The organism is Rugamonas sp. GW822-FHT03B10 (genome assembly GCF_058801745.1).
The window spans coordinates 24,617-36,836 of the sequence record NZ_JBXANP010000025.1 but is presented as its reverse complement, the minus strand read 5'-3'; the positions used below and the strand labels follow the sequence as shown (position 1 = coordinate 36,836).

The following is a 12,220-nucleotide window of genomic DNA, read 5'->3' as shown; positions in this document are numbered from 1 at the left end:
AGAGCGGCAAGGAGAGCGGGAAATACCCGCTATTTCCCTGTTATGCATTGCAATATAAAACATATCACCCAGCGACGGTGATACAAAGTTCAAATGGCAGAACTCATTCCGCCCAGTGGCGGCTGATGTCCTTCAGGCCCCATTTGGCCGCGTCCTCGCGTGCGGCCACCGTCTCGCGCGCGCCCGGCGCGGCCAGGTCCACCGTCTCGGGCATGATGTAGTTCATCGACTTGGCGGAGAAGAACACCCGCACCTTGGGCTGCAGCAAGGAACCACTGTTGTCGACCACCACGCCCATGCGCCCCGAGCTCAGGCGCAGCAAGGTGCCGATCGGGAAGATGCCGATGCAGCGCACGAAGGCGTCGAACACGGCCGGGTCGAAATGGCCGTTGCGGGTCCATTCGGCCATCTTGCGCAGCGACTCGGCCGGGCACCAGCCGGCCTTGTACGGCCGGTTCGAGGTGATGGCGTCGTACACGTCGCAGACGGCGCCCATGCGCGCCTGCAGGCTGATGGCCTCCCCTTTCAGGCCGTGCGGATAGCCGCTGCCGTCGAACTTCTCGTGGTGGTGCAGGCATACGTCGAGCGCCGTGGCAGGCACGTCGCTGCCGGTCAGCAGCAGCGCGTGGCCGGCCGCCGGATGGCCTTTGACGGTGTTGAACTCGGCGTCGCTGAGCTTGCCCGGCTTGTTCAGGATCTCGGCCGGGATGGCCATCTTGCCGACGTCGTGCAGCAGGCCGGCCAGGCCGCAGGCGCGCACGCCGGCGTCGTCCTGGCCCAGCTGGCGCGCCAGCGCCACCATCATGGCGCACACGGCCACCGAGTGCATATACGTGTAGTCGTCGGCCTGTTTCAGGCGCACCAGGCTGATCAGCGCGCCCGGATTGCGCAGCACCGACCCGGCGATGTCGTCGACCACCGGCAAGGCCGTGGCCATGTCGGCCAGCCGGCCCATGCGCGCCTCGTGGAACATCGACGCCACGGCCTTGCGCGACTTGTCGACCAGCCGGGCCGCCCGCTGCAATTCCTCGCCGACGGAAACGGGCGCGGCCGGCGTGAAGCGGAACGGCGCGGCGGCGCCATCGGCCGCGGCGGTCGCGCCAGCCGCACCGGGCTGCGGCGCGCCGCCCTTGGCGGGCTCGACGTCGACACCCTTGCTGGTGTCTATCCACAGCTCGGTGTAACCGCAGCTGCGCACCTTGTCGACGGTCTCCGGCCGGTCAACGAGAAAGGACGTCTTCCAGAACGGACTGTCGAGCCAGGACATGCCGATCTGATGGATATACATCCCGGTGCGCACCTGGTCGGTGTGGATTTTTCGCAGCATGTTCATCGTCGGCTCCGGCAACAGCGTGATCAATGAACTCAATTATACCGATTTTGACGATTTTAAATTAGCCAAATGCAAAATATTTTTCCTGTAAGCATGGAGGCAACACGACAAATCCCTGATTCCATGCGGGTCTTTCGTTAAATTTGCTTAAATTTAACTTAAATCAATTTAATCAATTTCATTAAATATTATTCATTTCAACAACCCCGCCGGCGCCGCTCAGCCCAACGGCGGTTCCTGCATGATCGCCACCTGCTCGCGCAGCTCCAGCACGCGGTCCTGCCAGTAGCGCACGCTGCCGAACCACGGGAACGCGGCCAGGAAGGCCGGGTCGTGCCAGCGGCGCGCGATCCAGGCGCTGTAGTGCAGCAGGCGCAGCGTGCGCAGCGCCTCGACCAGCTGCAGTTCGCGGTCATCGAAGTCGCGGAAGGTTTCATAGCCGCGCAGCAGCACCGCCAGCTGGCGCCGCATGGCCGCGCCATCGCCGGACAGCAGCATCCACAGGTCCTGGATGGCCGGCCCGCTGCGGCTGTCGTCGAAGTCGACGAAGTGGGGACCGTCGTCCGTCCACAGCACGTTGCCGGGATGGCAATCGCCATGCAGGCGCAGCGTCTGCACGGCGCCGGCGCGCTGATACGCATGGCGCACGGCGTCGAGCGCCTGGTCGGCCACGCTGATCCAGGCCGAGCGCAACTCCAGCGGCAGCCAGTCGCCCTGGACGAGGAAGTCGCGCGAATCGACGCCGAAGCTCTGCACGTCGAGCGCGGGACGCACCTGGTAGGCGGCGCCGGCGCCGACCACATGGATGCGGCCGAGGAAACGCCCCATCCATTCGAGCACGTCCTCGCGGTCCAGCTCGGGCGCCCTGCCGCCGCGCCGCTCGAACAGGGCGAAGCGGTGCTCGCCATGGCGGTGCAGGGTCTGCCCGTCGATCCGCAGCGGCGGCACGGCCGGGATCTCCTGCGCCGCCAGTTCGAGCGTGAACGCATGCTCCTCGAGGATGGCCGCGTCGCTCCAGCGGCCGGGCCGGTAGAACTTGGCGACGCACAGGCCGCCATCCTCCAGGCCGACCTGGAACACGCGGTTCTCGAAGCTGTTCAGTTGCAGCAGCCGCCCGTCGCAATACCAGCCGAGGCTGTCGATGGCGTTGAGCACCGACTCGGGGGTCAGGTCGGCGTAGGGCGTGTCGTGGTCGATGGCTTGGGTGTTCACAGCGAAATCCGTTCATTGAAGTGCGTGGCGCCATTGTACGTGGCCCTCCTCCACCCCGCGCAAACAACTGGGCGGCGCGGCGCCGCGCAGCGTATACTGTCGCCTTCAACCCCATAAAAAGAGCTAAATATGCAACTCGATCAGCCTCTGAGCGAAAAAGAATTCAACGAACTCGATAACTTCCTGCTGTCGGACCGCGCCCCCGAGGACGCGATGACGATGGACACCCTGCACGGCTTCCTGACGGCCATCGCGATCGGCCCGGAAACCATCATGCCGGCCGAATGGCTGCCCAAGATCTGGGGCCAGGACGGCAAGGACGTGCCCAAGTTCAAGAACGCCAAGGAAGAGGAACGCATCGTCAACCTGATCATGCGCTTCATGAACGAGGTGCTGGTGACGTTCGAGGTGGCGCCCAAGGAATTCGAGCCGCTGTTCGTCGAGCACGAGCACGAGGGCCAGACCCTGATCGACGCCGAGGCCTGGTGCTGGGGCTTCTGGGAAGGCATGGAGCTGCGCCCCGGTTCGTGGGACGAGATCTGGGACTCGGAGGTGGGCGACCTGATGCGCCCGGTCTACCTGCTGGGCGCCGACGAGATCGAGGAGGACGAACTGCCGCTGGTGGAGGACCCGGTGCTGGCGCACAAGCTGGCGCTGGAACTGGAGGCCAACCTGCCGGCCATCCACAAGTTCTGGGTGCCGCGCCGCAAAGCGCCGGTCACCACCGTCAAGCGCGAGGAGCCGAAAGTGGGCCGCAACGACGATTGCCCTTGCGGCAGCGGCAAGAAGTACAAGAAGTGCCACGGCGCCGCCGACACGGCCGCCGAGTAAGCATTAAAGAGAAGATATCAGCCCGCGCGTGCGGGCTGATCACAGCGGGCGGCGCGCAATGCCGCGCCCCCGCCCGCCTCGCCTCAGGCCGTCGCGCCGGAGGATGGCAAGGTCAAACCGAACACCTCGCGCACCACAGCGCCCCGCTCCTCGGGCCCCATGCTGCGCTGCTCGACCACCCCACGGGTGATGGTTTTCAAGGTGTCGCCCAACAGGATGGAACGGCCATCGGCGCGGTGCTGCACCAGCAGCAGCGTCTTGACGAAGATCGATTCGGGATGGGTGGAGTTCAGGTAGTTGGCCGGCATGAAGTCGATCCACTCCTGATGCGACAGGTCGAAGCCGAACTGGTTCATCCACTCCCCGCCCACGCGCGCCTGCACGAGAAATTCGCGCTCGTTGGGCTTGCTCAGCTTGAACACATCGTCATCCTGCACCAGTTCCGTGTCGAGCAGGTCGAGCCGCATCGGCGCGCGGATGCCGTAGCTGCCGAAGCCAAGGTCGCACAACCACTGCACGCCGTCGAGCGTGACGACGATGACCATGTGGGTGCGCGGCCGCCTTGCCGGATAGAACATGGGCCGGGCCGCCACCAGCTGGTAGGGCACGCCCAGCGCCTGCAGCGCCATGGCGAAGATGCCATTGACCTCGTAGCAATAACCGCCGCGGCGGCGCGCCACGATCTTGTCCACGATCTCCTCCGGCACCAGCGACACGATCTTGCCGGCCTGCACGTCGAGGTTCTCGAACGGCACCGTGAACAACTGCCGCCGCATCATGGCCGTCACTGTGGCCAGGTCGGCGTTGGCCGCGCCGGCGTAGCCGATGCGGTCCAGGTAATCCTGCAATACGAAGTTCTCTGCTTGCATGGCGCTCCTTGAATGAAGGTCCGCTTACAGCTTGATGAAGTGCTCGCGGTAGTATTTGAGTTCTTCGATCGACTCGATGATGTCGGCCATGGCCGTGTGCATCTGGTGCTTCTTGAAGCCCGACACGATCTCGGGCTTCCAGCGCTTGCACAGCTCCTTCAGCGTCGACACGTCGACATTGCGGTAATGGAAGAACGCTTCCAGCTTGGGCATGTAGCGTACCATGAAGCGGCGATCCTGGCCGATGGTGTTGCCGCACATGGGCGACTTGCCGGCCGGCACCCACTGCTTGAGGAAGGCGATCAGGTCGGCCTCGGCCTGGGCTTCGGTGACGGTGGAGGCCTTGACGCGCTCGGTCAGGCCGGAACGGCCGTGGGTGCCCTTGTTCCAGGCGTCCATCTTGTTGAGCGTCTCGTCGCTCTGGTGGATGGCGAACACGGGGCCTTCGGCCAGCACGTTCAGGTGCATGTCCGTGACGACCACGGCCACCTCGATGATGCGGTCGGTATCCGGCTCCAGGCCCGTCATTTCCATGTCCACCCACACCAGGTTGAGTTCATTCGGACGCTGGGGCGCGGGGGCGACACCTTGGGTTGCTGCGGAGGCGGTAGCTTGTGACATAATTCTCTCTTGTGGCGAAATCAATCCGCCATTTTCTCACAGGCCCAGCATGTATTCACTCGCGTTTTCGATTTTGTTTGTCTCCTTCCTCATTTTGACGCTGGCGGTGCGCTTCTGGCTCGCCTCGCGCCACATCCGCCACGTGCTGCGCCACCGCGCCGCCGTGCCGCCCGAATTCGCGCAAACCATCCCGCTGGCGGCCCACCAGAAGGCGGCCGACTACACGGTGGCCAAGACCAAGTTCGGCCTGCTGGGCCTGCTCGTCAACACCCTGGTGCTGGTCGGCTTCACGCTGCTGGGCGGCCTGCAATGGCTGTCCGTGGCCGTGTACCAGCACACGGGCCCCGGCATGACCTACCAGCTGGCCCTGATGGCCGGCTTCGCCATCATCTCGGGCCTGATCGACCTGCCGTTCGACTACTACAAGCAATTCGGCATGGAGCAGCGTTTCGGTTTCAACAAGATGACGCCCGGCCTGTTCTTCGCCGACCTGCTCAAGGGCGTGGCGCTGGGCGCCGCGATCGGCCTGCCGCTGGTGTGGGTGGTGCTGACGCTGATGGCCAAGGCCGGCGACCTGTGGTGGCTGTACGCGTGGTTCGTGTGGAGCGCCTTCCAGCTGCTGATGATGGTGCTGTTCCCGACCGTGATCGCGCCGCTGTTCAACAAGTTCACGCCGCTGGCCGACGAGGCGCTCAAGGCCCGCATCGAAGGCTTGATGGCGCGCGTGGGCTTCGCCTCCAAAGGGCTGTTCGTGATGGACGGCTCCAAGCGCAGCGCGCATGGCAACGCCTACTTCTCGGGCTTTGGCGCCAACAAGCGCATCGTGTTCTTCGACACGCTGCTGGCCCGGCTGGCGCCGCAGGAGATCGAGGCGGTGCTGGCGCACGAACTCGGGCACTTCAAGCTCAAGCACATCATCAAGCGCATCGCCATCATGTTCGCCTTGTCGCTGGCCTTCCTGGCCCTGCTCGGCTACCTGAAGACCCAGCTGTGGTTCTACACGGGCCTGGGCGTGGACCCGCTGCTGCTGCCGGGCCAGAACAACGACGCCATGGTGCTGCTGCTGTTCATGCTGGTGCTGCCCGTGTTCACCTTCCTGCTGGGGCCGCTGACCTCGCTCAGCTCGCGCAAGCATGAGTTCGAGGCCGACGCCTTCGCGGCCCGCCACACCGACGCCAACGACCTGGTGTCGGCGCTGGTCAAGATGTACGAGGACAACGCCTCGACGCTGACGCCGGACCCGCTGCACTCGGCGTTCTACGATTCGCACCCGCCGGCCAGCGTGCGCATCCGCCACTTGAAGCAGGCGGCATGATGCAGAACGCCCTGCTCACCACGGCCGACCTGCTGCAGGCGCGCTGCGCCCACAAGACGGACGCGCTCGACGCGGCCGACGTCACGCGCCTGCTGGCCCAGATTCCCGGCTGGCGGCTGGAGGACGGCCGGCTGTGCCGCGACTTCCCGCACGCCGACTATTACCGCACCATGGCCTTCGTCAACGCGCTGGCCTGGCTCAGCCACAACGAAGACCATCACCCCGAATTGACCGTGACCTATAACAACTGCCGGGTACGCTACCACACCCATTCCGTCAACGGCGGGCGCGGCGGCCTGTCCCACAACGATTTCATTTGCGCGGCCAAGGCCAGCGTGCTGGCGCAGGACGCGACGGCGCAGGCCGGGGCGGTGCAGCCATGAGCCGCGGCGCCACCACCGTCCGCGCCACCATCATCGCCGCCCACGGCCGCCACTACCTGGCCGACGCGGACGGCCTGCGGCTGCAATGCGTCACGCGCGGCAAGAAGACCAACGTGGCCGTGGGCGACCATGTGCAGGTCACGCTGACCTCGCCCGACCAGGGCGTGATCGACCGCATCGACGAGCGCGACACCCTGCTCTACCGCTCCGACCAGTACAAGTCCAAGCTGCTGGCGGCCAATGTGACCCAGTTGTTCATCGTGGTGGCCACCGAGCCGGGCTTCGCCGACGACCTCGTGTCGCGCGCGCTGGTGGCGGCCGAGGCGGCCGGCATCACGGCCCGCCTCATCCTCAACAAGACGGACGTGACGGCCTCGCTGGACAAGACGCGCGACCGCTTGCGGCCCTACGCGGCGCTCGGCTATCCCGTGCACGAAGTGTCGGCCAAGGGCCGGCCCGAGGAAACCGTGGCCATGCTCACGCCGCTGCTGGCGGGGCAATCGTCGATCCTGATCGGCCAGTCCGGCATGGGAAAATCGTCGCTGATCAACCTGCTGGTGCCGGACGCCGACATCGCCGTGCGCGAAATCTCGGCCGCGCTCGACACGGGCAAGCACACCACCACCTTCACCCGCCTGTACCAGTTGCCGGCGCTGGGGGAAGGCTCGTCCATCATCGACTCGCCCGGCTTCCAGGAATTCGGTTTATACCATTTGACCGAAGGCATGCTGGAGCGGGCCTTCGTCGAGTTCGCGCCCTACCTCGGCCACTGCAAGTTCTACAACTGCCGGCACCTGATCGAGCCGCAGTGCGCGGTGCTGGCCGCCGTCGAGGAAGGCAAGATCGCGCGCATGCGCCATACGCTGTACGGGCAACTGCTGCACGAATCGTCGCAGACCCTGTATTGATCGCCGGCCCGGCTAATACCGCAAAGAACTGCCGTCCATGGGAGCTATGGTAGGCGCGTCCGGCCCCTTTTTACTACGCTATTCATTTGCCTCTCTCGTTCTATCTCTTTTTGTCTCGTTTGAACTCGACACGAATTTCCGTGCCTCAAGAGACAGAACGAGACAAAACGAGACAACTCCGGAAGGGAGAATGAATAGGGAAGTTAAAACGGGCCAAACGGCCGTGCCACTGGCCGCCTGCTCGGCGCTTTGCAACTATTTGCCCGCTGACGCCGCGTTGGATGCCCGCCCTATCCATCAGGGAACAGCAAGACTGCCCGGATCCAGGCCCAGGGCGATGCTGTTGGCGAGCGTGCGCAGGCGGCCCAGCGTGCCGCTATCGAGCTCGTTGGACAACAGCACAATGGCATTGCCCGCCTCCGGCTGCAGCACCAGCAAACTGGCGAAGCCGGGAATGGCGCCATCCTGCCAGATAACGCGCTGCGCGCCCCGCCGCAGCATCTGCCAGTTCAGGCCGACCGCATAGTCATCGCTGGCGAAGGTCGGCTGATGCGACAGCACCACGGCCGCATCGCGCTCGGCCAGCTGCCAGCGGGCATACGCGAGCATATCGGGCAAGCTCGACTTAAGCGCGCCGGCCGCCTGCGCCTGGACCGGCCCGTACGGCTGGACGGCGCCGGCCTCGTCGTAGCCGACCACCAGCCGGCCTTGCTGGCCGCTGTCCGGGACGATGACCGTGTCGCGCATGCCGAGCGGGATGGCGATGCGCTGCCGGACCAAGGCCTCGAAACTGCTGCCGTAGACGCCCTCCAGAATATAGCCGGCCAGTTGCGCCGCCGCGTTGGAATACTGGAAGTGGCTGCCCGGCGCGGCCGTCAGCTGGACGCGCCGCAGGTCGGCGTAAAACTCCTCGCGGCTGCTGCCGGCCATGATGGCGTCTATCCGCTGCGGGAACGGCACGGCGTCATGGCCGTAGCCTGGCGCGGCCTCGGGCTTGTTGGGCAGCACGAAGGGCAGCCCGGAGCGGTGGTTCAGCAGGTGGTACAGCCGCACCGGCTGCTGCCCGTAGCTGAGGTTGTCGTAGCCGGCATCGAGATAGCGGCGCACGTCGTCGTCCAGCGCCAGCTTGTGATCGAGCGCGGCCTGCGCCAGCAGCGCGCCGGCGAACGTCTTCGTCAGCGAGGCGATCGGATAGATCGTCGCGTCGTCGGGACGGCGCGGGCGAGCCTTGCTGACCGTGCCGAAGTGGTAACGGTGCGCGCCGCCCGCGTGGATGACGGCGACCGACAGCCCGACCGCCTGCGGCGCGGCCATGAAGCGGGCGGCGGCCCGCAGCACGAGGGCGTCCACGTCCGCCCCCGCTTCCGGTCGCGGCTCCGGCCCCGCTTCCGGTCGCGGTTCCGGGCCAAGCTCCGGCCCCAGCGCGGCCGCCGCCGCCAGCCGCACCACCAACACCCCGGCCAGCGGCGCCAGCCACCGCAAGCACGCGGCCAGCCGCCGCAAAGTTCGCCCCTCCGCCATCCGCCCCACCTTTCCGCGCCGCGCGCATCAAACCAGACGGGCCAGTGTACGCGGCAGGCCGGCAAGACCACCCCGGTTTCAGACAGCCTGCACGATGAGCGGCACAGAACGTAAAAATCGCAGGATTGCCAGCCAGAACCGCATGCCCGATCATGGCCGGCAGCGGCCCGGCGGCCGGGCGCCAGTCCCGTAAAAAAATCATCATTGCCGGTTGCACAAACGCCACCACTCGGTATTACAATGCCTTGAGGCAATGAATCCCCCCGGTCCGAGGTAGACGATGGAAATGTTCGCGGTCGATGAAGCGGTAGCGCAATGGGAGGTGGCCCTGCTGCCCCTGCGCGGCCCGGCGCGCCTGTTGCCGCTGCTGCGGCTGGCCTGGCACCTGCGCCAGCGCGACCCGGCCCGCGCCGCCATCCTGGCCGACGAAGCCGAGGACCTGCTGGCCGGCGCCGCCCCGGAGCCGGCCCGTGCCGGCCTGGCCCGGCTGCAACTGGTGCGCGGCGAGAGCCTGTGGCTGCAGGGCGACCTCGAAGGCGCGCAAGCGCTGGCCGACGAAGCCCATGCCACGCTGTGCGCGCTGGACGACCGGGCCGGCTGCGCCGACGCCCACTGGCTGCGGGCCTGGATCGCCATCGACCGCGGCGACCACCTGCGCTGCGACGAGGAACTGGACCAGGGGCTGGAAGCGGCCCGGCAGGCCGGCGACGCGGTGCGCGCCACGGTGCTGGAAGCGACCATGGCGCGCTGGGACGTGCTGCGCGACGCCCGCGCCGCCCAGCGGCGCTGGGGCCAGCGCATGGCGCAACTGGGCGCCGGCGCGGCGCCGGCCGCCGCCGCCTGGATCAGCGACTTCCACGGCCTGTCGGGCAGCCTGCTGAGCCAGTTCGGCGCGGCCGCCGGCCACTACATCCAGTGCTACGAGGCGGCCCTGCGCACGGGCCAGGTGCGCGCCGCCATCACGGCCGCCACCAACATCGGCGAGGACTTCACCAACCTGAACGACCACCACGCGGCGCTCGAATGGATGCAGTGCGCGCTCGATCTGGCCCGCCCCACCGGCTGGCCGCGCAGCGTGGGCGCGTGCATGATGCACACGGCCGACACCATGCGCCGCCTGGGCCGGCTGGACGCGGCCGAGGAACTGCTGCAGGAGGCGCTGGCCATCCTGGCGCCGCTGTCGGGCGCGCGCAGCTACGCGGTGGCGCTGCTGTACCTGGGCGAGCTGGCGCTCGACCAGGGCCGCTACGAGCGCGCGCTCGACACCTTCCGCCAGCTCGAACAACGGGCCGACGCCCTGCGGCAGGCCGACTTCCAGACCGTGGCCCGGCGCGGCCAGGCGCACGCGCTGTGCTTCCTCGGCCAGGGCGAGGCGGCCCTGGCGACGGCGCAGCAGGCCGTGGCGCTGGCCGCCGCCCAGGCCAACACCTACCACCACATCGCCGCGCTGCGCGTGCTGTCGCTGATCCACAGCCAGCACCGGCTGCCCGCGCCGGACGGCATGACGGAGCAGAACGCCACCCTGCACTACCTGCACCAGGCTCTGGCCGTGGCCTCCACCATCGACGGCTACACCCTGCCCGGCGACCTGCTCGACGCGCTGGCGCGCGAGTACGCGCGCGTGGGCAACTACGCCCAGGCCTACGAGGCGGCGCTGGGCGCCAGCGCCGCGCGCGACAAGACCCACAGCCAGGAGGCCACCAACCGCGCCATCGCCATGCAGGTGCACCACCAGACCGAGCACGCGCGGGCCGAGGGCCAGCACCACCGCGAACTGGCCGCCTCCGAGGCGCGCCGGGCCGAGGTGCTGCAGCAGACCAGCGACACGCTCGAACGGCTGTCGGCCATCGGCCAGGAGATCACCACCCACCTCGACGCGCAGGCCGTGTTCCAGGCGCTGGACCGCCACGTGCAGGCGCTGCTGCCGGCCGACACCTTCGCCATCTACCTGACCGATCCGGGCGGCGCCTCGCTGAGCCGGGCGTTCGGGGTGGAGTCGGGCCGGCCGCTGCCCGTCAACACCATTCCGCTCGACCACCCGCACGCCCATTCCGTGCGCAGCCTGCGCGAGCGGCGCGAGGTGGTGATCGAACACGTGCCCAGCGAAGGCCCCAGCACGCTCACGCCGGGCACCCTGGCCAACCTGTCGGCGCTGTTCGCGCCCATGCTGGTGGGCGAACGGGCGCTGGGCGTGATGACGGTGCAGGCGCTGCGCCCGTGCGCCTATGGCGAGCGGGAACGGCTGATCTTCCGCACGCTGTGCGCCTACGGCGCCATCGCCATCGACAACGCCCAGGCCTACCGCCAGCTCAAGGATGCCCAGGCCCAGCTGCTGTCGCAGGAGAAGCTGGCCGCGCTCGGCTCGCTGATGGCCGGCGTGGCGCACGAACTGAACACGCCGATCGGCAACAGCCTGCTGATCGCCAGCACGATGGCCCAGAAGACGGACGAACTGGAGCGCCGCATGAACGGCCCCGGCCTGCGCCGCTCCGACCTCGGCGCCTACGTGGCCGACGCCAGGAAGGCGTCCGAGCTGGTGATGCGCGGCCTGACCAGCGCGGCCGACCTGGTCAACAGCTTCAAGCAGGTGGCCATGGACCGCACCACCGAGCAGCGCCGCATGTTCAACCTGCACCAGGTGGCGCACGAGCTGATCGCCACCATGATGAACCGCATCCGCGCCTCCGGCCACGGCATCGAGTCGGACGTGCCGGCGCGCATCGCGCTCGACAGCTACCCCGGCCCGTTCGGCCAGGTGATCGCCAACTTCATCAACAACGCCCTGCTGCACGCGTTCGGGCGCGGCCAGACCGGCCGCATGTGGCTGCGCGCGGCCACGCCCGTCGAGGGCCGGGTGCTGGTCACCTTCGGCGACGACGGCGGCGGCATCGCGCCCGCGCACCTGTCGCGCATCTTCGACCCGTTCTTCACGACCAAGCTGGGCCAGGGCGGCAGCGGCCTGGGCTTGTCGATCAGTTACAACATCGTCACCTCGCTGCTGGGCGGCCAGATCAGCGTGGCCAGCGGCGCCGGCGGCACCGTGTTCACCCTCGACCTGCCCCTGACGGCGCCCCAGCACGACGCGGCCAGCGCCGAGCGCATCTACCACTGACGGCCGCAACCTGTATAGACAGCATAATCTGCCGCCGTTAGACCGTTGCACCAAATTCCCTTTATAATGGATCGGCTATGCTGGCCGCCCAGGCACACCGCCCCGCGCCACGCCC

The 12,220-nt window shown here is 67.4% G+C and carries 10 protein-coding genes; 5 read left to right on the top strand and 5 right to left on the bottom strand.

Going from position 1 to position 12,220, the window contains the following annotated elements:
* Positions 1 to 103 precede the first annotated feature (103 nt).
* The gene (locus AC1RQG_RS25280) at positions 104 to 1,333 is read right to left on the bottom strand and encodes a cyclic di-GMP phosphodiesterase (RefSeq protein ID WP_493135747.1); all 1,230 of its coding nucleotides are present in this window, start codon (positions 1,331 to 1,333) and stop codon (positions 104 to 106) included.
* Positions 1,334 to 1,552: 219 nt separating this feature from the next.
* Positions 1,553 to 2,545 (bottom strand): serine/threonine protein kinase, encoded by a 993-nt coding sequence (locus AC1RQG_RS25275; RefSeq protein WP_493135745.1) that lies wholly within the window; start codon positions 2,543 to 2,545, stop codon positions 1,553 to 1,555.
* A 129-nt stretch (positions 2,546 to 2,674) separates the two neighbouring features.
* On the opposite strand from AC1RQG_RS25275, the gene AC1RQG_RS25270 reads away from it, so the two are divergent.
* Complete coding sequence (locus tag AC1RQG_RS25270; protein WP_493135743.1) at positions 2,675 to 3,376, top strand: UPF0149 family protein; 702 nt, start codon at positions 2,675 to 2,677, stop codon at positions 3,374 to 3,376.
* An 83-nt stretch (positions 3,377 to 3,459) separates the two neighbouring features.
* Here the strand turns inward: AC1RQG_RS25270 and AC1RQG_RS25265 are convergent, their stop codons facing one another.
* Both AC1RQG_RS25265 and orn read right to left on the bottom strand, forming a co-directional pair.
* Positions 3,460 to 4,245 (bottom strand): arylamine N-acetyltransferase family protein, encoded by a 786-nt coding sequence (locus AC1RQG_RS25265; protein ID WP_493135741.1) that lies wholly within the window; start codon positions 4,243 to 4,245, stop codon positions 3,460 to 3,462.
* A gap of 24 nt (positions 4,246 to 4,269) precedes the next feature.
* Complete coding sequence (gene orn, locus AC1RQG_RS25260) at positions 4,270 to 4,866, bottom strand: oligoribonuclease (RefSeq protein ID WP_493135739.1); 597 nt, start codon at positions 4,864 to 4,866, stop codon at positions 4,270 to 4,272.
* A 49-nt stretch (positions 4,867 to 4,915) separates the two neighbouring features.
* Between orn and AC1RQG_RS25255 the strand changes: the two genes are divergently transcribed.
* The 3 genes from AC1RQG_RS25255 to rsgA are packed head-to-tail and all read left to right on the top strand — an operon-like array spanning position 4,916 to position 7,472.
* Positions 4,916 to 6,181, top strand: coding sequence for a M48 family metallopeptidase (locus AC1RQG_RS25255; protein ID WP_493135738.1), 1,266 nt, complete (start codon positions 4,916 to 4,918; stop codon positions 6,179 to 6,181).
* The gene (locus AC1RQG_RS25250) at positions 6,178 to 6,564 is read left to right on the top strand and encodes a 4a-hydroxytetrahydrobiopterin dehydratase (RefSeq protein WP_493135736.1); all 387 of its coding nucleotides are present in this window, start codon (positions 6,178 to 6,180) and stop codon (positions 6,562 to 6,564) included. The genes AC1RQG_RS25255 and AC1RQG_RS25250 overlap by 4 nt, the downstream gene beginning before the upstream one ends.
* On the top strand, positions 6,561 to 7,472 hold the full coding sequence (rsgA, locus tag AC1RQG_RS25245; RefSeq protein WP_493135734.1) for a ribosome small subunit-dependent GTPase A: 912 nt from the start codon (positions 6,561 to 6,563) through the stop codon (positions 7,470 to 7,472). The genes AC1RQG_RS25250 and rsgA overlap by 4 nt, the downstream gene beginning before the upstream one ends.
* A 297-nt stretch (positions 7,473 to 7,769) precedes the next feature.
* Here rsgA and AC1RQG_RS25240 read toward each other — a convergent pair whose 3' ends face one another.
* Positions 7,770 to 8,993: a serine hydrolase domain-containing protein gene (locus tag AC1RQG_RS25240; protein ID WP_493135732.1), complete on the bottom strand. Its 1,224-nt coding sequence runs from the start codon at positions 8,991 to 8,993 to the stop codon at positions 7,770 to 7,772.
* A 280-nt stretch (positions 8,994 to 9,273) separates the two neighbouring features.
* Here AC1RQG_RS25240 and AC1RQG_RS25235 point away from each other — a divergent pair, with 280 nt between their 5' ends.
* On the top strand, positions 9,274 to 12,105 hold the full coding sequence (locus AC1RQG_RS25235) for an ATP-binding protein (protein ID WP_493135730.1): 2,832 nt from the start codon (positions 9,274 to 9,276) through the stop codon (positions 12,103 to 12,105).
* Positions 12,106 to 12,220: the final 115 nt, after the last annotated feature.